Raw genomic sequence first — 25,011 nt, forward strand, 5'->3', positions numbered from 1 at the left:
GGCTACGGCGCGGCCAGCAACCCATACAGGTGTACCAGCCCGATGAGCAGGCACAGGCCCGAGGAGATCCACCAGAAGGTGGCCGAATTGCCCGGGAAGAGGGGCTTGAGCAGGGCAAACGCCAGCCCTCGCGCCAGGTACAGGACAGTGATGAGCACCAACGCCGGCCGGGTGAACGGCCAAGGCCCGACCACGCCCGCGCCCGACACGGCATAGCCCGCCCAGGCCGACAGCATGGCCGCCACGGCCAGGGTGACCAGGGCCGGCTGCAGCCTGCCGGCCTGGGCGGCGCGCGCCATCCGCTCGCCCGCGCCCATGACGCGATATGCAGGCGCGCCGATGGCGATGCACGCCAGGTGTGCGATGGCGGCCGTGGCGCTGAACAGTGCGCCGAGGGCGAGGGCAGGGGCGTGCATGGTGGTGGCCGGGTCGGGGCGAGCCGTTGGGCGGGCCTTTTTGAGCGCCTTTGGGGGTCAGGGCTGAATGGGCCCCTGGCCCTTGCTGGCAAAGCGCTGGCAGCTATCCGATCAATAGCAGGCTGGCGTTTTCACAGCGTGAAGATCTTGCCCGGGTTCAGGATGTTGTGGGGGTCCAGCGCCCGCTTGATGGCGCGCATCATCTCCACCGCGCCCGCGCCGGCCTCGTCCACCAGAAAGCCCATCTTGTGGATGCCCACGCCGTGCTCGCCGGTGCAGGTGCCCTGCATGTCCAGGGCGCGGGCGACGAGCTGGCGGTTCAACCGCTCGGCCGTTTCGCGCTCTTCCGGCCGGTTCGGGTCCAGCAGGTAGCCGAAGTGGAAGTTGCCGTCGCCCACGTGGCCGACGAGAAAGTACGGGATGCCGCTGGCGTCGGCCTCGGCGACCGAATCCAGCAGGCAGTCGGCCAGGCGGCTGATGGGCACGCAGGTGTCGGTGCTGATGGCCTTGCAGCCCGGGCGGCTCTGCACGGCGGCGAAGTAGGCGTTGTGCCGCGCCGCCCACAGCCGCGTGCGCTCCTCGGGCGTGGTGGCCCACTCGAATGCGTTGCCGCCCCAGTCCTGGGCGATCTGCTGCACGGTCTCGGCCTGCTCCTGCACGCCGGCGGGCGAGCCGTGGAACTCCATCAGCAGCATGGGTTCCTCGCGCAGGCCCAGCTTGCTGTGGGCGTTGACCACGCGCACGCTGTTGGCGTCGATCAGCTCCACGCGGGCAATCGGCACGCCCAGCTGGATGGTCTGGATGACGGTGCGCACGGCGGCCTCGATGCTGGGAAACGAGCAGATGGCCGCGCTCACCGCCTCGGGCAGCGGGTAGATGCGCAGGGTCACTTCAGTGAACACGCCCAGCGTGCCCTCGCTGCCCACCATCAGCCGCGTCAGGTCGTAGCCGGCGCTGCTCTTTCGGGCGCGGGTGCCGGTGCGGATGGCCTCGCCGCTGGCGGTGACGACCTGCAGCGCCAGCACGTTCTCGCGCATGGTGCCGTAGCGCACGGCGTTGGTGCCGCTGGCGCGCGTGGCGGCCATGCCGCCGATGCTGGCGTCCGCGCCCGGGTCGATGGGAAAGAACAGGCCCGTGTGCTTGATGGCTTCGTTGAGCTGCTTGCGCGTGATGCCCGGCTGCACCGTGACCGTGAGGTCGTCGGCGTCGATGGCCAGCACCTGGTGCATGCGGCCCACATCCAGGCTGATGCCGCCTTGCACGGCCAGCAGGTGGCCCTCCAGCGACGAACCGGCGCCATAGGGGATGACCGGCACGCCGTGCTGCGCGGCCAGGCCGATGGCGTCCTGCACGTCCTGCGTGCTCTCGGCAAAGACCACGGCGGCCGGCGGCGGGGCGCTGATGGAGCCCTCGTCGCGGCCGTGCTGCTCGCGCACCGCCTGCGCGGTGGAGTACTGCGTGCCAAAGCGCGCAGCCAGCGCCTGCAGCAGGGCAGGCGGCACGTCGCGCGCAGGCTGCAGGTGATGGGCGGAGGTGGGCGCATTCATGGCAGGCTCCAGGCAGCAAGGGACAAGCCTTGCATTCTAGGGTGGGGGTGGGGCCCGGCCGGGGCGCAAAAAAGCCCCGCCCGCGCCCTGGAGTACAGCGCAGGCGGGGCGACCCATTCCCCCGGCGTCAGGGCTTGTCGCCGGCCTCGAACTCGGCGCGCGACAGGCTGCCGTTGTGGTCCTTGTCCAGCTGCTTGAAACGGTTGCCGATGGCAGGCAGCTGGGCGGCCTCGGCCGCGCTCAGCTGGCCGTCGCGGTTGGTGTCGGCGCGCTCGAAGGCGCTGGCCGTGGTGGATGCGGGCGCTGCGGCAGTGCCCGGCCCGAAGGTGGGGGTGGCCGTGGGCGCGCTGGGACCGATCTGGGCCGAAGGCGCAGGGGCGGGCGGCTGGGCGTGGGCCAGTGCGCCTCCCATGCTCAGCGCTGCAAACAGCATCACGCTGCGAGCATCGAAGGAGGGGAGGTGGCGTCGCGTCGTTTGAGGCATCGATTCGATCTCCGAAGAGCAGGAGTGGAACAAGGCCTCATTGCATCGCAGCATGCCAGGCCGGGGCCAGCACTTTTGCCCGCTGTTTCCCCTGTCGCCAATGGGCCGGGAACTTGTAACGCACAATGGCCAGCTGCCTCTGACAGGCAGGAAGGACAACGCACATGGGTAACCGACTGACACAGATCGCCACACGCACGGGCGACGACGGCACCACCGGCCTGGGCAACAACACGCGGGTGTCCAAAAACAGCGCCCGGCCGCACGCCCTGGGCGATGTGGACGAGCTCAACTCGCACATCGGCCTGCTGCTGTGCGAGAGCCTGCCGCAGGACGTGCGCGAGTTGCTGATCGACGTGCAGCACCAGCTGTTTAACCTGGGGGGCGAGCTGTCCATCCCGGGCTACGAGCTGCTCAAGGACGACGCGTTGGCCCAACTGGACCAGGCCCTGGCGCACTACAACGCCCAGCTGCCGCGGCTTGAGGAGTTCATCCTGCCTGCCGGCACCCGCGCCGCCGCCCAGGCGCACGTGTGCCGCACCGTGGCGCGCCGCGCCGAGCGCGCCGTGGTGGCGCTGCAGGAGGGCGAGGCTATGCGCGCCACGCCGCGCCAGTACCTGAACCGCCTGTCCGACCTGCTGTTCGTGCTCTCGCGCATCCTCAACCGCCACCGCCCCGACGGTTCGGTGGGCGAGGAGGTGTACTGGTCCAGTACCCGCCTGGCGCGCCAGCAGGACGCTACTGAATAGATAGCTGCCAGCGCTTGCCCCACAAGCGCCAAAGCCCAAAAACACCTAAAAGCCAGCACCGGCGCCCCAGGTCCCCCCGGGTGCCTGCGCAGCAGCCCGCCACCCCGCCAGCAGGCGCCGCGGGTCCGGCTTCGCCGGCCCGGTGGCGTCGTCCCCTTCCCAGCGCGCTTTCAGCGCGCGCCAGAGAAGGAGGAAGCGCTGCAGGCGCTCAGGGGGTGGGTCTGAGGATGGCCATGGTGATCCGCGACACGCACGTGGGTTCGCCCGCGTCGTTGACCATCTCGATCTGCCAGACCTGCGTGGTGCGCCCGCGGTGCAGCGCCCGCGCTGTGCCCGTCACCCAGCCACTGGTGGCGGCGCGCAGGTGGTTGGCGTTGATCTCCAGGCCCACGGCGCGGTGGCCCGCGGGGCAGGAGCAGGCCGCGCCCACCGAGCCCATGGTCTCGGCCAGCGTCACGCTCACCCCGCCATGCAGCAAGCCGTAGGGCTGGCGGGTGCGCTCGTCCACCGGCACGCGGGCGCGCAGCCAGTCCTCGCCCACTTCGGTGAACTCGATGCCCAGGTGGGACACGGCGGTGTTGGCGCTCATGGCGTTGAGCTGCTCGACGGTGATGGGTTGGGTCCAGAAGGTCATGGCAAGGCAGGGAAAGCAGGGACGAAAAATGCGCACGCAACGAGCGCGCACGGACGCATAGCGCGTGCGCGACTGGGGCGCGGGCGGGGCGTTCGTAGAATCTGCCCACCTGCGGCGCGCTGCGGGCACCCATTATTGGCAGCTGCCGCGCCGGCGCTGTCCCCTGGGCAACAACCGCCTTTGTCACTCCTGGCCCCTGCCGGCCCTTTTTGCCATGCAACGTCGTCATTTCGTCTCCCTTGCCTGCCGCACCGGCGCCGCCGCCCTGGCCGGGCCGGCCCTGCTGCAAAGCGCCCACGCGCAGGACGCGCCCGGCGTCACCGCACGGGCCGTCACCATCGGCTGCTCGGGGCCGCTGAGCGGGCCGCTGCTGGCCTTTGGCAGCGACATCCAGCAAGGCGCCGGCGCTGCGTTCGCGCAGGTCAACGCGCGCGGCGGAGTGCATGGGCGCAGCGTGCAGCTGCAGCTGCTGGACGACGCCTACGTGCCCGAGCGCACGCTGGCCAACGTCAAACAGCTCATCGGCCAGGGCGGCGCGCTGGCGCTGCTGTCATGCGTGGGCACGCCCAACAACACGGCCATCTTGCCGGTGGTGGAGGAGGCGGGCATCCCCCACGTGGCCCCGGTCACCGGCGCGGCCTCGCTGCGCAAGGGCGCGCGCAACGTGTTCCACGTGCGCGCCAGCTACACCGACGAGGTGAACCGCCTGATCGAGCGCCTGACCGGCATGGGGCTGAAGGGCCTGGGCGTTATCTATCTGGACAACGGCTACGGCCGCGAGCTGCTGGAGGTGGCCACCGCCGCGCTGCAAAAGCAGGGTGCCAAGCCGCTGGTGCAGACGGCCATTGCCACCGACGGCAAGAACCTGCCGGAGGTGCTCAAGGCCGTCGGCGCCGCGCGCCCCTCGGCCGTGCTGCTGGCCACCGCCGGCGCCGTGGGCCCGCAGCTGGTGCGCGGCATCAAGGCGCAGCTGCCCGGCGTGCTGATGGCCGGCGTCAGCGTCACGCTGCCCGGCGCCAGCCTGGCCCAGCTGGGCGAGGACGGCAGCGGCATCGCCCTGACCATGGTGGTGCCCGACCCGCACCGCGGCAAGACGCAGCTGGTGCGCGACTACCAGGGCGCCATGCGCGCGGCCGGCCACACCGAGTTCTCGCAAGGCAGCCTGGAGGCCTACGTGAACGCCCGCGTGCTGCTGGAGGGCCTGGAGCGCGCCGGCAAGGACGTCACCCAGGCGCGCCTGCGCGGCGCGCTGGCCGGCATCCGCCAGCTGGACCTGGGCGGCTTCGTGGTGGACTACGGCGGCCAGCCCCCCTATGTGGGCTCGCGCTTCATCGAGATGGGCGTGCTGGGCAGCAACGGGCGGTTCATCGGCTGAGTTCGGCCGTTTCGCTCATATTTTAATAGCTGCCAGCGCTTGATCCACAAGCGTTGGAGCCGTTTTTCCTGCATATTTCGTCCTTGGGCGCGGCCATGCGGTGGTGTGCAGGTTTGATACAGCCAGATACACTGCCTGCCCGCTTTCCAAGATCTTCGCTAGCCGCGGCGGGGCCTTCCAGGAGACCGACATGGGCCAGACGCAGCCGCCAGAACCGCTGGGCGACACGCCGCAGGAGCCGCCGGGCGCCGCTGGCGCTGTGGACGCCTGCGCGCTGGCGGTGCTGTCTGCCGCCACCGTGCGCGCTGCCGCGGCTGCCCTGGCCCGCGGGCTGCAGGAGGCCGGTGTGGCCGCGCCCTGCGTGGTCTGGTTCGAGCCGGGCGGCCCTGAGGCCGAGCCCCCCGGCGCCCTGACGCCCGCGCGTCGCCAGCTGGCCCTGGCCGCGGGCCACGGCGACGCGGGGCTGCCGCCCGGCGTACACCTGCTGCACGCGGCCGGAGCGCAGCGCGACGCGCTGGTGCTGACGGGCGCGGCGGCGCTGCCTGACCCGGCCACGCGGCTGCTGGCGCTGGCCAGCCAGCGCATCGGCGAGCTGCGCACCATGCAGCGCCTGCGCCAGTCGGTGCACCAGCTCGAGCAGGCCGAGCAGCTGCAGCACGCGCTGTTTGCCATTGCCGACCTGGCAGCGTCCGAGCAGAACATGGACGCCATGCTGCGCGGCCTGCACCAGATCGTCGGGCGGCTGATGTACGCGCAGAACTTCTTCATCGCGCTGCATGACCGCCAGCGCGAGAGCGTGCGTTTCATCTACTTCGCCGACGAAAAGGACGGCCAGATGTACGACCCGCGGCACGAAGTGCCGGTGGCGCAGCTCAAGGACAGCTTCACGCTGGCGATCATCCAGCAGGCGCGCACCGTGCGCGGGCCGGCCGGGCAGGTGGCGCGTTCGCTGGGCCTGTCGCGGGGCGCGGTGGTCGGCACCCCTTCGGCGGACTTCATGGGCGTGCCCATGCTGCGCGACGGCGTCGTGCTGGGGGTGCTGGCGGTGCAGAGCTACCGCGCAGGCCTGGGCTACAGCGAGGCGGACTGCGCGGTGCTCGGCTTCGTGGCCGAGCACGTGCTCAATGCCGTGGAGCGCAAGCGCGGCCAGCAGGTACTGGAGCGGCACGTGGCCGACCGCACGCGCGAGCTGGCGCTGGCCAACCAGCAGCTGCAGCAGCAGGTGGCCGAGCGCGAGCGCGCCGCACACCTGCAGGCCACGCTGTACCGCATCGCCGCCATGGCCAACAGCCAGGAGCGCGACGCAGATTTCTACCGCAGCGTGCACGCCGCCGTGGGCGAGCTGATCAACGCCGAGAACTTCTACATCGCGCTGGTCTCCGCCGACGGCCGCGCGCTGCACTTTCCCTACAGCGTGGACGCGGCCGGCGAATCCGGCGTGGACCGGCCCCTGGGGCGGGGCTTAAGCGAATACGTCATCCGCCAGGGCCGCACGCAGCTGCTGGACGTGGCGGACATGGAGGGCCTGCTGGCACGCGGCGACGTCGAGCTGCAGCGCGGCATCAGCAAATCTGCCACCGTGTGCTGGCTGGGCGCCCCGCTGCTGGGCCCCGCGGGCGTCATGGGCGTGGTGACGGTGCAAAGCTACCGCCCCGACCTGCGCTACGACACGCACGATGCGGACCTGCTGACCTTCGTGTCGCACCAGATCGCCAACAGCGTGCACCGGCGCCAGCAGGCCGAAGCGCTGCAGGCGCTCAACGCCCAGCTGGAACAGCGCGTGCACGAGCGCACGCAGGAGCTGCGCCAGCAGATCGCCGTGCGCGAACAGATGCAGGCGCAGCTCAAGCACCAGGTCATGCACGACCCGCTGACCCAGCTGCCCAACCGCGTGTACCTGCGCGACCGGCTCGAGCGCGCGCTGGCGCTGCGCCAGCGCGACGCGCGCCACGAGTTCGCGCTGCTGTACCTGGACGTGGACCGCTTCAAGCTGTTCAACGACAGCCTGGGCCACCTGGTGGGCGACGGCGTGCTGTGCGAGGTCGCGAGCCGCCTGCTGCAGTGCGTGCGCGGCCCGGACCTGGTGGCGCGCCTGTCCGGCGACGAGTTCGCCATCCTGATCGAGCACGGCGCCCAGCCCACGGCCGGGCGCAAGGTGGCCCAGCGCATCCAGGAGGGCATGCAGGCACCCGTGCAGGCGGGCGAGCGCGAGCTGCAGGTCTCGGTGAGCATCGGCATCGCCGTCTGCCAGGGCCACCACCAGACCATCGACGAGATACTGCACGACGCGGACGTGGCGCTGTACCGGGCCAAGGCGGGCGGGCGCCAGCGCTTCGTGCTCTTTGACCAGAGCCAGCACGAGGGCGGCATGGACGTGCTGGACGTCGCCCATCAGCTGCGCCAGGCGCTGGCCGCCGGGCATTTCGAGCCGCACTTCCAGCCCATCGTGCGCCTGGATGACGGGGCCACCGTGGGCTATGAGGCGCTGATCCGCTGGCGCCACCCCGTGCGCGGCCTGCTGGGCCCGGGCGAATTCCTGCCGGTGGCCGAGCAGACGGGGCTGATCGAGGCCATCGACTGGCACATGTACCGCCTGGCCTGCCTGGCCGGCGCGCCGCTGGTGCGCGGCGGGGGCTTTCTGACGCTGAACGTCTCGCCGCGCCACTTCGTGAATGCCGACTTCGACCAGGCCCTGCTGGCGCTGCTGGCCGAGACCGGCTTCGCGCCCGAGCGGCTGCACATCGAGGTGACGGAGAGCACGCTGCTGGGCGATCCGCAGGCGGTGGCGGCCATCTTGCAGCGCCTGCAGGCGGCGCGGGTGGGAACGGCGCTGGACGACTTCGGCACGGGCTACTCGTCGCTGGGCCACGTGCACCGCTTTCCGCTCAGCATGATCAAGATCGACCGCTCGTTTACCCACGACCTGGACCGCGTCGGCCAGCCGCGCAGCGCCGCCATCATCCAGGCCGTGCTGGGCCTGGGCCGTGCGCTCGACCTGGACGTGGTCGCCGAAGGCGTGGAGACCGAGGCGCAGCGCCAGGTGCTGCTGGCGATGGGCTGTGTGTACGGGCAGGGCTTTTATTTCGGCCGGCCCTCGCCGGCCGCGCACTGGCTGGCCGCGCCTGCCCGGTAGCCGGGGCTACGGCCGCATGCTGCCCGTGTCCAGAAAGCGCTGGTGCCACGACAGCGCCTCGGCCAGGCGGTGCGGCGTGTGCTGCGCGCCGCTGCTGCGCGCGCGGTCGAAATAGTCCTGCAGCAGGGGCCGCCAGTCCGGGTGCGCGCAGCGGTCGATGATGACCTGCGCGCGCTGGCGGGGCGCGAGGCCCCGCAGGTCGGCCAGGCCCTGCTCGGTGACGATGATCTGGGTGTCGTGCTCGGTGTGGTCCACGTGCGAGACCATGGGCACGATGCAGGAAATCGCCCCGCCCTTGGCCGTGGAGGGTGTGACGAAGAACGACAGGTAGCCGTTGCGCGCGAAGTCGCCCGAGCCGCCGATGCCGTTCATCATGGCGCTGCCCATGATGTGGGTGGAGTTGATGTTGCCGTAGATGTCCGCCTCGATCATGGCGTTCATGGCGATCACGCCCAGGCGGCGCACCAGCTCCGGGTGGTTGCTGATCTGCTGCGAGCGCAGCACGATGCGCTCGCGGTAGAAGGCAATGTTCTCGGTGAACTCGCGCAGCGCCTCGCCAGAGAGCGAGATCGCCGTGGCCGAGGCGGCGCGCATCTTGCCCGTGCGGATCAGCTCCAGCATGCCGTCTTGCAGCACCTCGCTGAAACCCAGCAGGTCCTCGAACGGCCCGTCCAGCAGCCCGGCCAGCACGGCATTGGCCACGTTGCCCACGCCGGACTGCAGCGGCAGCATGTTGCGCGGCAGCCGGCCCTTTTTCACCTCGTGCGACAGGAAGTCGATGATGTGCGCGGCGATGGCGCGCGAATCCTGGTCCGGCTTGGCGAACGCCGTGCTGCGGTCGGCGTGGTGCGTGGGCACCACGGCGATGACCTTGGCCGGGTCCACCCGCAGGTAGGGCTCGCCGATGCGCTCGGTGGCGTGCTCCAGGTGGATGGGCTTGCGCCGCGGCGGGATGGCGGTGCCGTAGTAGATGTCGTGCATGCCTTCCAGCTCGGCCGGGGGCAGCGTGTTCACCTCCAGGATCACATGCTCGGCGATGTCCAGCCAGGTCTTGTTGTTGCCCACGGCGGCCGACGGGATCAGCCGGCCGTCGGGCAGGATGCCCAGCACCTCGATCACCGCCACGTCGAGCGGCCCGAGAAAGCCGAACCAGGCCTGCTGCGCCACGTGCGACAGGTGGATGTCCACGTAGTCGATCTCGCCAGCGTTGATGCGGTCGCGGCAGATCGGGTCGGACTGGAACGGCAGGCGCTGGCCCATGCCGCCCACCTTGGCCAGGGCGCCGTCCAGCTCGGGCGCGGTGGAGGCGCCCGTCCACACGTTCACCTTGAAGGGCCGTCCGGCCGCGTGCTCGGCCTCGATGCGCGCGGCCAGCGCCTGGGGCACCCGCTTGGGGTGGCCCGAGCCGGTGAAGCCGCTCATGCCCAGCGTGCTGCCTGCGGGGATGAGCGCCGCGGCCTGCGCGGCGTCCATCACGCGGCTGGCCATGCCCGGGTGCTGGATGCGCCCGGCCGCCAGGGCCGCCAGGGCGTCGAAAGACAAAGGAGTGGGAGAGGCAGAAGAAGGGGAAGAAGAAGGCACGCGGGCTCCAGGCATTCGCTCGAACGGAAGGAAGAGGCATCTTAGCCAGGGTTAACCCGGGTGCGGCGGTTGCGTACGATCACGCCCTCATGTCCGCTTCACCCCTCGCCTGCCCCTCCTGCCGCCAGACCATGGAGCAGCACCACTTCGCTTGCAGCACCGGCAGCGCGCTGGTGCTGGACGTGTGCTTTGCCTGCCAGGGCCTGTGGTTCGACCCGCAGGAGAACACGCGCCTGGCGCCGGCCTCCGTGCTGGCGCTGTTCACCCTGCTGCACGAGCGCCGCGGCGAGGCCAGCCACCCCATGGCCGAGCGGCTGGCCTGCCCGCGCTGCAGCCAGGCGCTGGCACGCGGCTACGACATGGCGCAAAGCGGCCGCTACGTCACCTACCGCTGCGCGCAGCGCCACGGGCGCTTTGGCACCTTTGGCGCCTTCATGGTGGAAAAGGGCTTCGTTCGCCACCTCACCAGCCTGGAGATCGAGACGCTGGCCCAGCGCCTGGGCACCATCGCCTGCACGGCCTGCGGCGGCACGGTGGACATCCGCCGCGACCACGCCTGCCCCTGGTGCCGCTCGGCCCTGTCGCTGCTGGACCCGCAGGCCGTGCAGCAGGCCCTGTCGCGCTACGGTCAGGCGGCGCAGGGCCAGGCGCAGCGCGCGCTGCAGGGCGACTCGCCCGAGAACCTGGCCGATGCCCTGATCGCCCTGGAGCGCAGCCGCATGCGCGAGGAGCGCGAACGCCAGCGCCAGCGGCTCGAAGGCAGCGACCGCTTCGACCTGCTGAGCGCGGGCATCGAGCTGGTTTGGACCTGGTTTCGCCGCTGATCGATTGCTATCGTTTGAATAGCTGCCGGCGCTTGCTGCAAGCCGGTTACAGGCACTTTTGACTACAAGGGTGCCGGCCGCAAGAGAGGGTGGGCACCGGGCAAACTTCCTACGCCCGCAGGGGAAGACGGTCCACGGCCGACGCGCCGGGCCTGGGGAAATATGGGCCCATCACTAGCGACAGTTTGAGGGGATGGCCCCGCACTGGCCCCGCGTGCCCACCCGTGGTGCACAACGGCCGCAGTCGGTGCCCAGTTTATCCACCACCCACTTGCAAGGAAGACACGCCATGTTGAAGACCACGCTCAAGACCCTTTCCCTGACCGCTGCACTGGCCCTGGCCAGCGCCGGCGCCTGGGCCCAGTCCAGCGACACCACTCCGCCGGTCGCCCCCTCGCCGACGGGCAATTCGCCCGCGCCCCAGGTGAGCAACAGCCAGGCCGCCATGGGCAATGGCAGCGCCTCCAACACCGGTGCCAACGCCAGCGGCACCATGTCCGGCAACGACACGGGCATGAACAACGACCGCCAGGACACCATGCGCAACACGGCCAACAACAACCGCACGCGCAACCGTGCCGCGCGCGCCGACCGCAACTAAAGGGCCCGCGCCCACCCGCCCCAGCGCTCCGAGCGTCCTGCCGGGGCGCTGTTTTTTTGTGGACCTTTGCATCCGCCCGGGACAGCCGGCGCCGATGCACAGGCCCCTGCTACCTGGAGACACCATGGCGCGCCAGCCACGACGATTTCACCTTGTGCCTTTGATGGGTGCAGCCTTGGCGGCTGCGCTGCTGGCCGCGGTGCCGGCGCAGGCCGCACCGGCCGGCCCGCCGGCGCGCGCACCCGCGGGTGCGCACGGCCAGCAGCCCGGCGGGCCGGCCCTGTCGGGCGAGGCACGCCAGGTGCTGGACTGGGTGCGTACCACTTCCAACAACGCCCGGCTGCCCTTTGCGCTGGTGGACAAGCGCGCCGCCGCGGTACACGTCTTTGACGCCAGCGGCGCCTGGCAGGGCTCGTCCGTGGTACTGCTGGGCCTGGCGAGCGGCGACCATTCGGTGCCCGGCATCGGAGAGCGCCCTATGGCCCAGATCGCGCCGCACGAGCGCACCACGCCGGCCGGGCGCTTTCTGTCCGAGCCCGGCGAGAACCTCAAGGGCGAGGACATCGTCTGGGTGGACTACGACGACGCCATCTCCCTGCACCGGGTGCGGCCTACCAAGGCGTCCGAGCGAAGGCTGCAGCGGCTGGCCAGCGCCACGATTGAGGACAACCGCATCTCCTACGGCTGCATCAACGTGCCGGTCTCGTTCTACGACCGCTTCATCGCCCCCACCCTGGGCCGGCAGGCCGCCGTGGTCTATGTGCTGCCGGAGACCCAGCCGGCGGCCGAATTCTTCGGCTTCACGCCCCGGGCCGAGCCGCGCTAGCCGGCGCCGGCGCGCCGCGCGACAGCAGCGCGTTCAGGATGATGGCGCCGAAGGTAGCGGTGCCGATGCCGCCCAGAGCGAAGTCACCGAACTTCAGCGTGAACTCACCCGTGCCCAGGATCAGCGTGATGGCGGCCACCAGCAGGTTGCTGCTTTGCGAGAAATCCACCCGGTTGTCCACCCAGATCTTGGCGCCTGCAATGGCGATCAGGCCAAACACCACGATGGACACGCCGCCCATCACCGGCAGCGGAATGGCCTGGATCAGCGCGCCGAACTTGGGGGAAAAGCCCAGCAGCACGGCGATCAGCGCCGCCACCAGGAACACCGCCGTCGAATAGATGCGCGTGGCGGCCATCACGCCGATGTTCTCGGCGTAGGTCGTCACGCCCGTGCCGCCCACCGCGCCGCTGACCATGGTGGCCACGCCGTCGCCGATGAAGGCCCGGCCCATGTACTGGTCCAGGTTCTTGCCGGTCATGGCGGTGACGGCCTTGATGTGGCCCAGGTTCTCGGCCACCAGGATGATGACCACCGGCACGATCAAGAGCATGGCCGGCGCGCTGAACACCGGCGCGTGCAACTGCGGCAGGCCCACCCAGGCGGCGGCGGCCACGCCCGACAGCTCCACCGGCTTGCCCAGGCCCAGGCCGTTGGTCAGTACGCCATAGGCGACGCTGGCCAGGATCAGGCCCACCAGGATCAGGAGGCGCTGCACCATGCCGCGCGTGAACACCGCCACCAGCGCCACGCAGACGAACGTCAGCGCCTGCATCCAGGCCTCGAAGTTGTTGGCCGCCATGTTCTTGATGGGCACGCCCGCCAGGTTCAGGCCGATGACGGCCACCACCGCGCCGGTGACCACCGGCGGCATGAAGCGCTCGATCCAGCCTGTGCCCACCACATGCACCACCACGCCCACCAGCGTATACACGGCGCCGCAGGCAACGATGCCGCCCAGCGCCAGGCCGATGTTGGCGTTCGGCCCTTTGCCGGCGTACGCCGTGGCGGCGATCACCACGCCGATGAAGGCAAACGACGAGCCCAGGTAGCTGGGCACGCGGCCGCCGGTGATGAGAAAGAAGATCAGCGTGCCGATGCCGCTCATGAGCACGGCCAGGTTGGGGTCGAACCCCATCAGGATGGGCGCCAGCACGGTGGAGCCGAACATGGCGATCACGTGCTGCACGCCCATCAGCCCGGTCTGCGGCCAGGCCAGCCGCTCATCCGGGCCGATCACCCCCCCGGCGCGCAGCACCTCGGCGCCGCGCTGCTGCCATTGAAACCACCCCATGTTGTGCACTCCTGCCAGAAAAAAGGTGGGGCGATGGTAGAGGCTTTGCCACGTGGCGGCAGCGTTTGAATGAAAAACGGCTCCAGCGCCCGCCAGCCAAGCGCTGGCAGCTATTAAAAAAGGAGTGAAGGGCGACGGCTCAGCCGGCCGCAGCGCCGCGCTGGCGCGCCTGCTTGACCTCGTACATGGCCCGGTCGGCGGCCTGCAGGGCCTGGCCCGCGGCCAGCGTGCCGGGCAGCACGGCCACGGCGCCCACGCTGGCGCCGGCGTAGTCCAGCGCCACGCGGCCGTTGTCAAAGCGCGTGGCCGTGGCGGCGCTCAGCCGCTCGGCAAAGGCCTGCCGGGCAGCATCCACGTCGTCGCAGGGCTGGGGCCCCGGCCCCATCACGACGAACTCGTCGCCGCCGTGGCGCGCGGCCAAGTCCTGCGCGCGCAGCACGCCCTGCAGCCGGCGGGCGATGTGCACCAGGAACTGGTCGCCCACGTCGTGGCCGTGGGTGTCGTTGATCTGCTTGAAGCGGTCCAGGTCCACGAAGGCCACCAGCACCGCCGTGCCCTGGCGCTGGCCCTGGGCCAGCTGGCGCGCCAGGGCCTGCTCCAGCGCGCGGCGGTTGGGCAGGCGGGTCAGGGGGTCGGTGCTGGCGTAGGTGCTCAGGCGCTCGTTGGCCTGCACCAGTTCGTGCAGCAGCTGCTCGCGCTCGATCTGCTGGGCAATCAGGCGGGCAAACAGCCCCAGCATGTGCTGCGCGGCGGGCGCCAGCGTGTGGCGCGCGGCGCTGGCCGCGCACAGCGTGCCGTACAGGCGCTCGTCCGACAGCCGCACCGGGGCGCTGGCGTAGGTCTGGATGCCCAGCGCCGCGGCCGCCTGCGAGTCGGCCCAGCAGCCGGCCACGTCCTCGGTGATGGGCCGGCCCTCGTCCAGCGCCCGCTTGCACAGGGTGTCGTGCCAGGGCACGGTCAGCCCTTCGGGGATCTCCAGCGCCTGCGCCTGCGTGTTGCGGGCGTACAGCACGTGCTGCTGGCTGGCCTGCAGGTCGATGGTGGTCAGGTAGGTGGACTCCAGCCCGGTCACCTCCTGCAGCAGCTGCAGCAGGGGGCGGGTGAGTTCCTCCAGCGTCTGCGCGCGGGTCAGCGAGCGGGTCAGGTGCTCAAACAGCTCTGGCATGCGCCGGATTATGGGAGGACGCGCGCGGACGTGCCCGCGCGCGTCGGCCAGGCCGGGCGGCGGCCGGTGAGCTGGCTGACGATGGCCGCCTGCAGCGGCGGCAGGCGCAGGGCGCCGGCCAGCACGGCGCGGCGCGCCAGGCGGGGCAGGGCGCGGTCGTCGGTGTACAGGCGCACGATGGCGTTGGTGCCCTGGTAGAGCGGCCAGGCATGCAGGTGGTGAGCGCGGGCGTAGCGCTGCAGCACGCTGGCCGCGCCCAGGTCGGCGCCGCGCGCGCGCGCTGCGGTCAGCACCTGCGTGAGGCCGGCCACGCCGGACAGGCCCAGGTTGTAGCCGTGCGCCGTCACCGGGTGCATGCCGACTGCGGCGTCGCCCAGCAGGGCGCAGCGCGCGTCGGCAAAGCGCTGGGCATAGACGGCCACCAGCGGGTAGGCGTGGCGCTCGCCCACCAGCTGCATGGCGCCCAGGCGGTGGCCGAACTGCGCGGCCACGCTGTCGGCAAAGGCCTGGGGCGGCAGCGCCAGCAGGGCCTGCGCGGCGGCGCTGCCGGCGGTGACCACGGCCGAGCACAGCGGCGCGCCGTCGGCGGGGTCGGCCGGCAGGGGCAGGATGGCCAGGGTGCGCTCGTAGCCGAAGCACTCGTGCGCCACCTCGCCGTGGGGCCGCTCGCAGCGCAGGCGGCAGACGATCACGGTGCGCCCGAAGTCGGTCATGGACGCGCCAATGCCCAGCTGGCGGCGCGTGGCCGACAGGCGGCTGTCGGCGGCCACCACCAGGGGCGCGTGCAGCCGCTGCGGCGCCTGGCCGTCGCCCGCGGGCAGGTATTCGACCTCGGCGTGCGCGGCCAGCGTGCTCACGCGCTGCACGCGCGCGCCGGTGATCAGGCGCACGCCGGGCGTGGCGCGGGCCACCTCCCAGGCCGTGCGGCGCAGGGCGTGGTTGGGCACGATCCAGCCCAGGTGCGCCACGCCGCTGCCGCCCGCGTGCAGGTGCAGCGCCTGGCTGGCGCCCACCGGGCCGTCGTGCACCTGGGCGGCGTGCAGCAGGCCGACCTCGTGCGCGGCCAGGCGCTGCCAGCTGCCCAGGCGCTCGAGCAGCGCCACGCTGGGGTGGGTCAGGGCGATCTCGCGCCCGTCGGGGGCGGGGCGGGCCAGCGCCTCGTCGCCCTGCTGTTCCAGCACCGTGGCGCGAAAGCCGGCCTGGCCCAGGCTGGCGGCCAGCGACAGGCCGGCCGGGCCGCCGCCGATGATGAGCACGTCCGCAGAGGTGAGGGTAGGGTCTTGCATCGGGGCATTGTCCGGCGCCCCGCGGGCTGCGGGCCTTGCCCTGCGTCAAGGCGGCCGGGGTCAGGCGGCCTCTTCCTACGCCCCCGGGGGCAGTGCCCACCTAGAGTGGAACGTCCTATCACAGCCGAGCAAAGGATCCGTCATGCGCGTGGACATCTACCGCCGCCCTGAAGCCGAGGGACGCTTTTCCCACCTGGTCGTGCCCGAGGGTCGGCCCATCCCCCAGGAAGCCACCAATACCGACTGGAGCAGCGAGCGAAGCGGCGTGGAGATGGACGAGACCCAGGCGCATTGGGACGAGCTGGGCATCCCCGAGCCCGGCCGCCAGCTTCAGGCCAAGGGCTACGCCATCACCAGCGTGAAGGAGCAGCCGCGCCACTAAGAACGTGTTTACGACCTCCGCGCGGGTGCGCAGTCGCCGCCTCGGTCGGTCTGCGTTGTTGCAAATCCTCGCGATAGCACAAGCTATCGCTGCGGTTTGCGCCTCGCCGCCCATCCCGATCCGCATCCCGCGCCCCTTCGCGTGGAGATCGTAAACACGTTCTGAGCCCCGTCGCGCGTGCCCAGGTGTCGCCAACTGCGCAGCGCGCGGCCCGGGCCGGCGCTACGCTGGCGCCATGGAGACACACCACCACCCTTCGGCCCGCGGAGCCGCCCCGCGCACCGCCCAGATCCGCCGCTACCAGGACTGGCTGCAGGCCCGCCACGGCCTGCGCTTTGACGACTACGACGCCCTGTGGCGCTGGTCGGTCACCGAGCTCGATGCCTTCTGGCAGAGCATCTGGGAGTATTTCGACATCCAGTCGCCCACGCCGCACGGCGCGGTGCTGGCCAGCAACGTCATGCCGGGCGCGCAGTGGTTTCCCGGAGCGCAGGTCAACTATGCACGCCAGGTGCTGCGCCACGTGGACGCGGCGCACGTCGCCGGCCAGCCGGCGCTGATCGCGCGCAACGAGCGCGGCGAGCAGCGCGAGCTGACCTGGCCCGAGCTGCGCCGCCAGGTGGCTGCCGTGGCGCTGCATCTGCAGGACCAGGGCGTGCAGCCGGGCGACCGCGTCGCCGCCTACCTGCCCAATATCCCCGAGACCATCGTCGCCTTCCTGGCCTGCGCCAGCATCGGCGCGGTGTGGAGCGTGTGCGCCCCCGACATGGGTACCAGCGCCGTGCTTGACCGATTCCGCCAGATCGCTCCCAAGGTGCTGTTTGCCGTGGATGGCGTGGTGCATGGCGGGCGCGAGCACGACCGCAGCGCCGTGCTGCAGCAGCTTCGCGAGCAGCTGCCCAGCGTGCAGCAGGTGGTGCTGGTGAGCAACCTGGATGCTTCCAAAACCATAGCTGGTTGCGCAAGCTGGGACAGCGTTACAGCCCGAAATGATGCCCATGTGGCGCAGTTCGAGCCGCGCTGGCTGCCCTTCGACCACCCGCTGTGGATCGTCTATTCCAGCGGCACCACCGGCCTGCCCAAGCCCATCGTGCACGGCCACGGCGGCATGGTGCTGGTGCAGCTGCAGCTGGGCGTGCTGCACAACGACGTGGGCTGCAGCTACGCCCCCGAGAGCCTGGGCGAGCGCTTTCACTGGTACAGCTCCACCGGCTGGATCATGTGGAACGCCCAGGTCGGCGGCCTGCTGGGCGGCGTGACCTGCGTGCTGTTCGACGGCAGCCCGGCCGGCAGCCGCGAGCAGCCGGACTGGACGCTGCTGTGGCGCATGGCGGCCGAGACGGGCGTAACCCTCTTCGGCGCCGGCGCCGCCTTCTACGCCAACTGCATGAAGGCCGGCATCACGCCCGCGCAGTGCGGCGACCTGAGCCGCATCCGCGCGCTGGGCAGCACCGGCTCGCCGCTGCCGGCCGAAGTGCAGCAGTGGGGCACTGACTTCATGGCTGCCGCCGGCGTACCCCGGGTCTGGTGGTGCAACATCTCCGGCGGGACGGATTTCGCGGGCGCCTTCATCGGCGGCAACCCCGAGCTGCCGCAGATGCCCGGGCGCATGCAGTGCCGCATGCTGGGCGCCGCCGTCGAGGCCTGGGACGAGGCCGGGCACCCAGTGCTGGACGCCGTGGGCGAGCTGGTGTGCACCCAGCCGATTCCCTCCATGCCGCTGTATTTGTGGGGCGACGACGACGGCGCGCGCTACCAGGCCAGCTACTTTGCCAGCTACCCGCCCGGCCACGGCCGCCGGCCCGGCGGCGGCGACAGCGGCGCGCCGGCCGGCAGCGTCTGGCGCCATGGCGACTGGATCGCGATCGGCTCGCCCGAGCAGCCCGGCTGCGTCATCTACGGCCGCAGCGACGCCACCATCAACCGCCACGGCCTGCGCATGGGCACCAGCGAGATCTACAGCGCCGTGGAGGCCCTGCCCGAAGTCCTGGACAGCCTGGTGGTGGACCTGGAATACCTGGGCCGGGAGAGCTTCATGCCGCTGTTTGTGGTGCTGCGCCCGGGCTGCGTGCTGGACGAGGCGCTGCAGGGGCGCATCCGCGCGGCCATCCGCAGCGCCTTGAGCCCGCGCTTCGTGCCCGACGCCATCGTGCAGGTGGCCGAGGTGCCGCGCACCTTGAGCGGCAAGAAGCAGGAGCTGCCCATCAAGAAGCTGCTGCTGGGCCAGCCCCTGGAGCAGGTCGTCAATCGCGAGACCATGGCCAACCCCGGCTGCCTGGACTGGTACGTGGCCTGGGCCGCACAGCGCGCGCAAGGCTGAGCCCGCGACGCTACGGCGTCCGACAGCGGCCGCGCCGCGGCGGGCGGGACAATGCGCCATGGCTGCAACACCCCCGCCCCCGAAACACTTTTCCATGATCCGCCAGTTCCAGCTGGCCGACTGGTTCACCCTGGGCAACGCCGTGTGCGGCGTAGGCGCGCTGTTTGCCGCCATGAGCTTTCTGGAAACCCACGAAGTGCGCCATGTGCACTTTGCCGCCGCGCTGGTGCTGGCGGCGCTCATCTTTGACGTGCTGGACGGGCGCGTGGCGCGCTGGAGGGCCAAGTCCTCGGACATGGGGCGCGAGCTCGACTCGCTGGCCGACGTGATCTCGTTCGGCGTGGCCCCGGCCGTACTGGCCTATGCCTGCGGCATGCAGGGGCTGTATGACCGCATCGTGCTGGCCTACTTCGTGGCCTGCGGCGTCTCGCGGCTGGCGCGCTACAACGTCACGGCCGAGGCGCTGTCGGGCGGCGCCACCGGCAAGGTGACGCACTTCGAGGGCACGCCGATTCCCACCTCCATCGTGCTGGTGGGCTTGCTGTCGCTGGCCGCCGCCGTGGGGGCCGTGCGGGGCGACTTGTGGCTGGGCGCGCTCACCCTGGGCGGCTTCACGCTGCACCCGCTGGTGCTGCTGTTCGCCCTGTCGGGCTCGCTGATGATCAGCCGCATCCGCATCCCCAAGCTGTAGCTTGCGGTTGCAAGCCCGGGTATGCGCGCAGCGCCCGGCGCAAAGGCGCACGGTACACTTTGCGGCTTTGAGCAGTAGCGCCCGCACGGGCTTTTCTCTTCATGGCCGACGACCCCGCGGGCCACGCCCGCAGCAGCATTGACCTCAAAAGCGCACAGTTGCCCGTGGTGGCAGTGGTGCTCAAAAGCACCGACACCCAGGTGCTGGCCGCCGAACTGGCGGCGCGGCTGCAGGACGAGCCCGAGTTCTTCGACAACGACCCCGTGCTGATCGACCTGGGCGCCGTCCAGGACGACCCCTCGCCCATCGACTTCGCCGCGCTGGTGGCCGAGCTGCGCCGCTATCACGCGCGCCCGGTAGCCGTGCGCGGCGGCAGTAGCGCCCAGATGCAGGCCGCCCACGAGCTGGGCCTGATCGCTGCCCCCGAGGCGGCGCGGCCCGCGGCCACGCCCGCCGCGCCTGTACAAGAGGCTGCGCCGGCCGTGGTGGTGGAGGCCGTGCCCGCCGTCCAGCCCGGACCCGGGGCCGTGGTGGTGGACAAGCCCCTGCGCTCGGGCCAGCAGGTCTATGCCCGCGGCGCCGACCTGGTGGTGCTGGCCATGGTCAGCTTTGGCGCAGAGGTCATCGCCGACGGCAACGTGCACGTGTATGCACCGCTGCGCGGGCGGGCCATCGCCGGGGCGCGCGGCGACACCAGCGCCCGCATCTTCAGCACCTGCCTGGAGCCGCAGCTGGTGTCCGTGGCGGGCATCTACCGCACCACGGAGACCGAACTGCCCGACAGCGTGCGCGGCAAGCCCGCCCAGGTGCGCCTGGAGGGCGAGAAGCTGCTGATCGAGCCGCTGTGACGGCCTGCCAAGAATTCACCCATCCGCACGAAAAACCCAAGGAAACCGCACACATGGCCAAGATCGTCGTCGTGACCTCCGGCAAAGGAGGGGTGGGCAAGACCACCACCAGCGCCGCGTTTGCCTCGGGCCTCGCCCTGAGCGGCCACAAGACCGCCGTCATCGACTTCGACGTGGGCCTGCGCAACCTGGACCTCATCATGGGCTGCGAGCGCCGCGTGGTCTATGACTTCATCAACGTCATCCAGGGCGAGGCCAACCTGCACCAGGCCCTCATCAAGGACAAGCAGTGCGACAACCTGTTCATCCTGGCCGCCAGCCAGACGCGCGACAAGGACGCGCTGACGCTGGAAGGGGTGGAAAAGGTGCTCAAGGACCTGGCCGAGATGGGTTTCGAGTACATCGTCTGCGACTCGCCCGCCGGTATCGAAAGCGGCGCGCTGTACGCCATGCACTTTGCCGACGAGGCTATCCTGGTGACCAACCCGGAGGTGTCCTCGGTGCGCGACTCCGACCGCATCCTCGGGATGCTGGCCAGCAAGACCCAACGGGCCATCGACGGCGGCGAAGGCGTGCGCGAGCGGCTGCTGGTCACGCGCTACAACCCCACGCGCGTGCAGGACGGGCAGATGCTCAGCATCGAGGACATCCAGGACATCCTGCGCATCCCGCTGATCGGCGTGGTCCCCGAGTCCGAGGCGGTGCTGCAGGCCTCCAACCAGGGCCTGCCGGCCGTGCACCTGGCGGGCACCGATGTCTCCGACGCCTACAAGGACGTGGTGGCACGCTTTTTGGGTGAAGAGCGCCCGCTGCGCTTCACCGAGGCGCAAAAACCCGGCTTCTTCAAGCGCATCTTCGGCGGGAGGTAAGCCGTCATGTCCCTGCTATCGCTGTTTCTCGGAGAGAAGAAAAAATCCGCCTCGGTCGCCAAGGAGCGGCTGCAGATCATCCTGGCGCACGAGCGCAGCGGGCGCGGCGTCGCCCAGCCGGACTACCTGCCGGCGCTGCAGCGCGAGCTGCTGGCCGTCATCTCCAAATACGTCAAGATCGACTCCAGCGACCTGAAGATGCACTTCGAGCGCCAGGACAACCTGGAAGTGCTGGAAGTGAAGATCGAGCTGCCCGAACCCGGCAAGTAGCCGGCGGCGCGCTACTTGTGCAGCGGGCGCGCGGCGCGCGCCGACAGGCTGCCCAGCGGGTGCTCGGTGTAGAACATGCCGCCGTGGTAGAGCAGGGGCGAGGCGCCCGCGCGGTGGCTGCAGCGCTCCACCTGGCCCACGAAGATGGTGTGGTCGCCCTCGGTGTACTGGCTGCGGTTGACGCATTCGAACACCGCGGCCGCGCCCGGCAGGAGGGGCGCGCCGCCGGCCCCCTCGCTCCAGGGCAGGCCGGCGAAGCGGTCCACGCCGCGGGTGGCAAAGCGCTCGGCCAGGGCGCGCTGCTCCACGGCCAGCACGTGGATGGCGTAGTGGCCGCTGGCGAAGAACACGTCGTGCGAACTGGTCTTGTGCGCCAGGCTCCACAGCACCAGCGGCGGCGCAAGCGAGACCGAATTGAACGAGCTGGCCGTCAGCCCCACGGGCACGCCGTCGGCGCCGCGGGTGGTCACGATGGTCACGCCGGTGGCGAACATGCCCAGGGCATCGCGGAACTGGCGGGGGGAAAGCGGAGGCTGCCCATCGGGCGCCGGGCAGGGTGCAGGGCGGGTCACAGGAAGGGGATTATCGGCGCCAGCGCGCAGCCCCCGCTGCGCCACCCGTTCAGGCCAGGCGCAGCTGCCCGCTTGCCCGGGCGCCGGCGCCATCCCCCAGGAAGCGAAAGTCCATGGCCGGGCGCTCGCCGCTGATGAGTTCGGCCAGCGCCTTGCCGGAGCCTGCGCCGTGCGTCCAGCCCAGCGTGCCGTGGCCGGCGTTGACCCACAGGCCGCGCAGCGGCGTGCGGCCGATGAAGGGGATGTTGGTCGGCGTGGCCGGGCGCAGGCCGCACCAGTACTGCGGATTGCCGCCCTGTTCGGGCGTGCGCGTGTCGCACACGCCGGGCATGATCTCCTCGATGCGGCGCGACAGCATGTGGCAGCGCGCGCGCGCCACCGGGCTGTCCAGCGACAGGTCGAAGCCCGCCAGCTCGATAGTGCCGGCCACGCGCAGGTGGTTGCCCAGGCGGCTCATGGCGATCTTCTTGCCGTCGTCGATGGCCGAGACCATGGGCGCGGCCTCGGGCCTGAGGAGGGGGAAGGTGGCGCTGTAACCCTTGCCGGGGTAGATGGGCAGGTGCACGCCCACGCCGCGCAGCAGCGGCGCGCTGTAGCTGCCGCAGGCGACGACGATGGCGTCCGCCTGCAATATCTGGTCTTTTTGGCCCCCAGCGCCCGCCTGGCGTGCGCAAGCAGCTACTGATTTAATAGCATCGCCGTCGCGTTGCAGGCCCTGCACGTCGTGCCCATACAGGAAGCGCACGCCGCGCGCCTCGGCCAGGCGCGCCAGCTGCTCGGTGAACACGCGCGCGTCGGCGCTCTCGTCGGTGCTGGTGAAGGTGCCGCCGGTGATGTGCGCGCGGTAGGCGCTGAAGGCTGGCTCGATGGCCAGCAGCTCCTCGCGGCTGACCAGGCGGCGCTGCACGCCGTACTGGCGCATCAGCTCCACGGCGGCGCCGGCTTCCTCAAACGACTTCTGGTCGGTATAGAAGTGGGCGATGCCGCGCTCCAGCCGGTGGCATTCGATGCCGGTGGCGCGGATCAGCTCCTTGTGCGCCGCATGGCTGTAGGCGCCCAGGGCCACGATCTGCTGCACGTTGCGGGCAAAGGCCGCGTCGTTGCACTGGGCCAGAAACTTCAGGCCCCAGCGCCACTGGTCCCAGTCCAGCTGCGGGCGAAAGAGCAGCGGCGCCTCGTGATCGAACATCCACTTGAGCGCCTTCCAGGGCGCCTGCCGGTTGGCCCAGGGCTCGCAGTAGCTGACCGAGATCTGCGCCGCATTGGCGTAGCTGGTCTCCAGCGCCGGGCCCGGCTGGCGGTCGATCACGGTGACCTCGTGTCCGCGCTCGCGCAGGTGCCAGGCGGTGGAAATGCCGATGATGCCGGCGCCAAGGACGATGGTGTTCATGGCGCGCAGTGTCGGAGAAGGGCCGCGCAAACAAAAGCCTGATTAACCTTCTTCGAAATTCATCAGGTGCGCTAATAATGCGCCGCCATGAGCACGTTCGACCCCGCCGCCCTGGAATGCCTGGCCGCCATCGTGGAGGAGGGCGGCTTCGAGCGCGCCGCCCAGCGCCTGCACATCACCCAGTCTGCCGTCTCGCAGCGCCTGCGCGCGCTGGAGGCGCAGGTCGGCTCGGTGCTCATCGTGCGCAGCCGCCCTTTGAAGCCCACCAACGCCGGCCAGCTGCTGCTCAAGCACACGCGCCAGCTGCGCCTGCTGCGCGCCGACCTGGAGCGCGACCTGCAGGAGCTGGCGCCCAGCGCCCGCGGCGGCGCCCGCGAGGACGAGCGCATCGCCATCGCCATCAACGCCGACAGCATCGCCACCTGGGCGCTGGACGCGCTCTCGGGCCTGGTGCGCGATCGGCTGCCGCTGGAGATCATTGCCGACGACCAGGACTTCACGCAGGAATGGCTGCGCTCGGGCCAGGTGCTGGGCTGCGTGACCACCTTGAAGGCCGCGCTGCGCGGCTGCCGCGTGCTGCCGCTGGGGGCCATGCACTACGTGGCCGTGGCGGCGCCGGCGTTTGCCGCCCGCCACCTGCCGCAGGGCCTGACGGCGCACAGCTTTCGCGACGTGCCCTTCGTCTCCTTCAACCGCAAGGACGACATGCAGGCCGAGTTCCTCATGCGCACCTTCGGCCTCAAGCGCGCCGCCGTCAGCCGGGTGTTCGTGCCCAGCTCCGAAGGCCAGGTGCGCGCCGTGGCCGCCGGCTGGGGCGTGGGCGTGGTGCCCGAGCTGCTGGCGCGCAGCTGGATCGAGGACGGCCAGCTGCTGGACCTGGCGCCCGGGCATTTCGTGGCGGTGCAGCTGTACTGGCACTCGTGGAACCTGCAGTCCGAGGTGCTGGACGCGCTGGCCGACGCGCTGACCACCGGCGCCGCGCAGTCGCTGGTGCAGCCGCTGGCGCCGCCACCTGCGCAGTAGCGGCGCGCGCGCCCATGGCGTTGCGCCGCGTGGGGCTTCTGCGGGCATTGGGCCGCCGGCGGCGCTGCGGCACTACCATCGGACGCGATGACCACCCCCCAGACCGCGCAGCCGCCCCGCCTGTCCTTCAAGGCGCAGATGCACCGCGCGCGCGAGGACGCCATCGTCGAGGCCGCCAGCCGCCTGCTGTGCGAGAAGGGCTTCGAGACCATGACGGTGGACGAGGTGGCCGCCGCCGTGGGCATCGCCAAGGCCAGCCTGTACAAGCACTTTGCCGGCAAGGACGACCTGTGCGCTGCTGCCATGGCGCACGGCATGCAGCAGCTGCAGGCCTTCGTGCAGGCCCTGGAGCCGGCCCTGCCGGCGCCGGCCAAGCTGCAGGCGCTGCTGCGCTGGCAGCTGCAGTGGCAGCTGGGCCACGAGGTGGCGCTGTGGCTGGCGCCGCGCCATTCGGCGCTGGCGCAGGCGCTGCGCAGCTGCGACGCTTACCAGCAGGCGCAGCAGGCGCTGCGCAGCACGCTGGTGGGGTGGATCGAGGCGGCCCAGGCCGCCGGCCAGCTGCGCACCGACCTGCCGGCCGAGGCCTTGCTGTGCGCCCTGCTGGCGCGCACCGCCGAGCCCATGGTGGCCCTGCTGCGCGAGTGCGGCGCCTATGGCGAGGAACAGGTCATCGACTGGGCCGTGCAGACCTGCCTGGACGGCCTGCGCCCGCGCTGAGCGCGGGCGAGAAC

Annotated in this window: 24 protein-coding genes; 14 read left to right on the top strand and 10 right to left on the bottom strand. The window is 71.0% G+C overall.

The features are described 5' to 3' along the window. Positions 1-2 precede the first annotated feature (2 nt). From C7H73_RS01940 to C7H73_RS01950, 3 genes are all read right to left on the bottom strand, one after another. A complete protein-coding gene (locus C7H73_RS01940) occupies positions 3-416 on the bottom strand; it encodes a hypothetical protein (protein WP_106845119.1) in 414 nt (137 codons plus the stop codon). 131 nt (positions 417-547) lie between these two features. After that, positions 548-1,963, bottom strand: coding sequence for an FAD-binding oxidoreductase (locus tag C7H73_RS01945; RefSeq protein ID WP_106845120.1), 1,416 nt, complete (start codon positions 1,961-1,963; stop codon positions 548-550). A gap of 127 nt (positions 1,964-2,090) precedes the next feature. Continuing rightward, positions 2,091-2,375, bottom strand: coding sequence for an EF-hand domain-containing protein (locus C7H73_RS01950; RefSeq protein ID WP_405124774.1), 285 nt, complete (start codon positions 2,373-2,375; stop codon positions 2,091-2,093). Positions 2,376-2,611: 236 nt separating this feature from the next. On the opposite strand from C7H73_RS01950, the gene C7H73_RS01955 reads away from it, so the two are divergent. Continuing rightward, on the top strand, positions 2,612-3,196 hold the full coding sequence (locus C7H73_RS01955) for a cob(I)yrinic acid a,c-diamide adenosyltransferase (protein WP_106845122.1): 585 nt from the start codon (positions 2,612-2,614) through the stop codon (positions 3,194-3,196). A gap of 208 nt (positions 3,197-3,404) precedes the next feature. On the opposite strand, the gene C7H73_RS01960 is transcribed toward C7H73_RS01955, so the two are convergent. After that, positions 3,405-3,830, bottom strand: coding sequence for a PaaI family thioesterase (locus tag C7H73_RS01960; protein WP_106845123.1), 426 nt, complete (start codon positions 3,828-3,830; stop codon positions 3,405-3,407). A gap of 214 nt (positions 3,831-4,044) precedes the next feature. Between C7H73_RS01960 and C7H73_RS01965 the strand changes: the two genes are divergently transcribed. Together C7H73_RS01965 and C7H73_RS01970 are read left to right on the top strand one after the other, a co-directional pair. Further along, on the top strand, positions 4,045-5,205 hold the full coding sequence (locus C7H73_RS01965) for an ABC transporter substrate-binding protein (protein WP_106845124.1): 1,161 nt from the start codon (positions 4,045-4,047) through the stop codon (positions 5,203-5,205). A gap of 190 nt (positions 5,206-5,395) precedes the next feature. Next, a complete protein-coding gene (locus C7H73_RS01970) occupies positions 5,396-8,338 on the top strand; it encodes a bifunctional diguanylate cyclase/phosphodiesterase (RefSeq protein WP_106845125.1) in 2,943 nt (980 codons plus the stop codon). Between the two features lie 6 nt (positions 8,339-8,344). Here the strand turns inward: C7H73_RS01970 and C7H73_RS01975 are convergent, their stop codons facing one another. Further along, positions 8,345-9,811: an acetyl-CoA hydrolase/transferase family protein gene (locus C7H73_RS01975; protein ID WP_106847490.1), complete on the bottom strand. Its 1,467-nt coding sequence runs from the start codon at positions 9,809-9,811 to the stop codon at positions 8,345-8,347. 197 nt (positions 9,812-10,008) lie between these two features. Between C7H73_RS01975 and C7H73_RS01980 the strand changes: the two genes are divergently transcribed. From C7H73_RS01980 to C7H73_RS01990, 3 genes are all read left to right on the top strand, one after another. Next, positions 10,009-10,743, top strand: a complete 735-nt coding sequence (locus C7H73_RS01980; protein WP_106845126.1) for a zf-TFIIB domain-containing protein — start codon at positions 10,009-10,011, stop codon at positions 10,741-10,743. A gap of 289 nt (positions 10,744-11,032) precedes the next feature. Next, entirely contained in the window at positions 11,033-11,344 is a 312-nt protein-coding gene (locus C7H73_RS01985; protein ID WP_106845127.1) for a hypothetical protein, read from the top strand. 163 nt (positions 11,345-11,507) lie between these two features. Next, positions 11,508-12,170 (top strand): hypothetical protein, encoded by a 663-nt coding sequence (locus C7H73_RS01990; RefSeq protein ID WP_170104803.1) that lies wholly within the window; start codon positions 11,508-11,510, stop codon positions 12,168-12,170. On the opposite strand, the gene C7H73_RS01995 is transcribed toward C7H73_RS01990, so the two are convergent. From C7H73_RS01995 to ubiM, 3 genes are all read right to left on the bottom strand, one after another. After that, positions 12,145-13,464 carry a solute carrier family 23 protein gene (locus C7H73_RS01995; RefSeq protein ID WP_106845129.1) on the bottom strand — a complete coding sequence of 440 codons (1,320 nt, stop codon included), beginning with the start codon at positions 13,462-13,464 and terminating at the stop codon, positions 12,145-12,147. The genes C7H73_RS01990 and C7H73_RS01995 overlap by 26 nt on opposite strands. A gap of 139 nt (positions 13,465-13,603) precedes the next feature. Further along, positions 13,604-14,629 (bottom strand): GGDEF domain-containing protein, encoded by a 1,026-nt coding sequence (locus C7H73_RS02000; protein WP_106845130.1) that lies wholly within the window; start codon positions 14,627-14,629, stop codon positions 13,604-13,606. An 8-nt stretch (positions 14,630-14,637) separates the two neighbouring features. Next, entirely contained in the window at positions 14,638-15,915 is a 1,278-nt protein-coding gene (gene ubiM, locus C7H73_RS02005; protein WP_106845131.1) for a 5-demethoxyubiquinol-8 5-hydroxylase UbiM, read from the bottom strand. 142 nt (positions 15,916-16,057) lie between these two features. Here ubiM and C7H73_RS02010 point away from each other — a divergent pair, with 142 nt between their 5' ends. From C7H73_RS02010 to minE, 6 genes are all read left to right on the top strand, one after another. Beyond that, the gene (locus tag C7H73_RS02010) at positions 16,058-16,297 is read left to right on the top strand and encodes a DUF6139 family protein (RefSeq protein ID WP_106845132.1); all 240 of its coding nucleotides are present in this window, start codon (positions 16,058-16,060) and stop codon (positions 16,295-16,297) included. 235 nt (positions 16,298-16,532) lie between these two features. Beyond that, on the top strand, positions 16,533-18,617 hold the full coding sequence (locus C7H73_RS02015) for an acetoacetate--CoA ligase (RefSeq protein WP_106845133.1): 2,085 nt from the start codon (positions 16,533-16,535) through the stop codon (positions 18,615-18,617). A 94-nt stretch (positions 18,618-18,711) separates the two neighbouring features. Continuing rightward, the gene (gene pssA / locus C7H73_RS02020) at positions 18,712-19,308 is read left to right on the top strand and encodes a CDP-diacylglycerol--serine O-phosphatidyltransferase (protein WP_193483935.1); all 597 of its coding nucleotides are present in this window, start codon (positions 18,712-18,714) and stop codon (positions 19,306-19,308) included. A gap of 101 nt (positions 19,309-19,409) precedes the next feature. After that, positions 19,410-20,156, top strand: a complete 747-nt coding sequence (gene minC / locus C7H73_RS02025) for a septum site-determining protein MinC (protein ID WP_106845135.1) — start codon at positions 19,410-19,412, stop codon at positions 20,154-20,156. Positions 20,157-20,209: 53 nt separating this feature from the next. Continuing rightward, complete coding sequence (minD, locus tag C7H73_RS02030) at positions 20,210-21,025, top strand: septum site-determining protein MinD (RefSeq protein ID WP_106847491.1); 816 nt, start codon at positions 20,210-20,212, stop codon at positions 21,023-21,025. Between the two features lie 6 nt (positions 21,026-21,031). Continuing rightward, entirely contained in the window at positions 21,032-21,295 is a 264-nt protein-coding gene (gene minE, locus C7H73_RS02035) for a cell division topological specificity factor MinE (protein WP_106845136.1), read from the top strand. Between the two features lie 11 nt (positions 21,296-21,306). Here minE and C7H73_RS02040 read toward each other — a convergent pair whose 3' ends face one another. Continuing rightward, entirely contained in the window at positions 21,307-21,867 is a 561-nt protein-coding gene (locus tag C7H73_RS02040) for a flavin reductase family protein (RefSeq protein ID WP_227001388.1), read from the bottom strand. Between the two features lie 49 nt (positions 21,868-21,916). After that, complete coding sequence (locus C7H73_RS02045) at positions 21,917-23,257, bottom strand: D-amino acid dehydrogenase (RefSeq protein ID WP_106845138.1); 1,341 nt, start codon at positions 23,255-23,257, stop codon at positions 21,917-21,919. An 87-nt stretch (positions 23,258-23,344) separates the two neighbouring features. On the opposite strand from C7H73_RS02045, the gene C7H73_RS02050 reads away from it, so the two are divergent. Further along, a complete protein-coding gene (locus C7H73_RS02050; RefSeq protein ID WP_106845139.1) occupies positions 23,345-24,280 on the top strand; it encodes a LysR family transcriptional regulator ArgP in 936 nt (311 codons plus the stop codon). Positions 24,281-24,367: 87 nt separating this feature from the next. Further along, positions 24,368-24,997 (top strand): TetR/AcrR family transcriptional regulator, encoded by a 630-nt coding sequence (locus C7H73_RS02055; RefSeq protein ID WP_170104804.1) that lies wholly within the window; start codon positions 24,368-24,370, stop codon positions 24,995-24,997. Positions 24,998-25,011 lie beyond the last annotated feature (14 nt).

This window comes from Pulveribacter suum (assembly GCF_003013695.1).
GTDB lineage: Bacteria > Pseudomonadota > Gammaproteobacteria > Burkholderiales > Burkholderiaceae_C > Melaminivora > Melaminivora suum.

Coding starts and splice junctions, on each gene's coding strand:
- C7H73_RS01940 (WP_106845119.1), bottom strand. CDS start 416: ATGCACGCCCCTGCCCTCGCCCTCGGCGCACTGTTCAGCGCCACGGCC.
- C7H73_RS01945 (WP_106845120.1), bottom strand. CDS start 1,963: ATGAATGCGCCCACCTCCGCCCATCACCTGCAGCCTGCGCGCGACGTG.
- C7H73_RS01950 (WP_405124774.1), bottom strand. CDS start 2,375: ATGGGAGGCGCACTGGCCCACGCCCAGCCGCCCGCCCCTGCGCCTTCG.
- C7H73_RS01955 (WP_106845122.1), top strand. CDS start 2,612: ATGGGTAACCGACTGACACAGATCGCCACACGCACGGGCGACGACGGC.
- C7H73_RS01960 (WP_106845123.1), bottom strand. CDS start 3,830: ATGACCTTCTGGACCCAACCCATCACCGTCGAGCAGCTCAACGCCATG.
- C7H73_RS01965 (WP_106845124.1), top strand. CDS start 4,045: ATGCAACGTCGTCATTTCGTCTCCCTTGCCTGCCGCACCGGCGCCGCC.
- C7H73_RS01970 (WP_106845125.1), top strand. CDS start 5,396: ATGGGCCAGACGCAGCCGCCAGAACCGCTGGGCGACACGCCGCAGGAG.
- C7H73_RS01975 (WP_106847490.1), bottom strand. CDS start 9,811: ATGGACGCCGCGCAGGCCGCGGCGCTCATCCCCGCAGGCAGCACGCTG.
- C7H73_RS01980 (WP_106845126.1), top strand. CDS start 10,009: ATGTCCGCTTCACCCCTCGCCTGCCCCTCCTGCCGCCAGACCATGGAG.
- C7H73_RS01985 (WP_106845127.1), top strand. CDS start 11,033: ATGTTGAAGACCACGCTCAAGACCCTTTCCCTGACCGCTGCACTGGCC.
- C7H73_RS01990 (WP_170104803.1), top strand. CDS start 11,508: ATGGGTGCAGCCTTGGCGGCTGCGCTGCTGGCCGCGGTGCCGGCGCAG.
- C7H73_RS01995 (WP_106845129.1), bottom strand. CDS start 13,464: ATGGGGTGGTTTCAATGGCAGCAGCGCGGCGCCGAGGTGCTGCGCGCC.
- C7H73_RS02000 (WP_106845130.1), bottom strand. CDS start 14,629: ATGCCAGAGCTGTTTGAGCACCTGACCCGCTCGCTGACCCGCGCGCAG.
- ubiM (WP_106845131.1), bottom strand. CDS start 15,915: ATGCAAGACCCTACCCTCACCTCTGCGGACGTGCTCATCATCGGCGGC.
- C7H73_RS02010 (WP_106845132.1), top strand. CDS start 16,058: ATGCGCGTGGACATCTACCGCCGCCCTGAAGCCGAGGGACGCTTTTCC.
- C7H73_RS02015 (WP_106845133.1), top strand. CDS start 16,533: ATGGAGACACACCACCACCCTTCGGCCCGCGGAGCCGCCCCGCGCACC.
- pssA (WP_193483935.1), top strand. CDS start 18,712: ATGATCCGCCAGTTCCAGCTGGCCGACTGGTTCACCCTGGGCAACGCC.
- minC (WP_106845135.1), top strand. CDS start 19,410: ATGGCCGACGACCCCGCGGGCCACGCCCGCAGCAGCATTGACCTCAAA.
- minD (WP_106847491.1), top strand. CDS start 20,210: ATGGCCAAGATCGTCGTCGTGACCTCCGGCAAAGGAGGGGTGGGCAAG.
- minE (WP_106845136.1), top strand. CDS start 21,032: ATGTCCCTGCTATCGCTGTTTCTCGGAGAGAAGAAAAAATCCGCCTCG.
- C7H73_RS02045 (WP_106845138.1), bottom strand. CDS start 23,257: ATGAACACCATCGTCCTTGGCGCCGGCATCATCGGCATTTCCACCGCC.
- C7H73_RS02050 (WP_106845139.1), top strand. CDS start 23,345: ATGAGCACGTTCGACCCCGCCGCCCTGGAATGCCTGGCCGCCATCGTG.
- C7H73_RS02055 (WP_170104804.1), top strand. CDS start 24,368: ATGACCACCCCCCAGACCGCGCAGCCGCCCCGCCTGTCCTTCAAGGCG.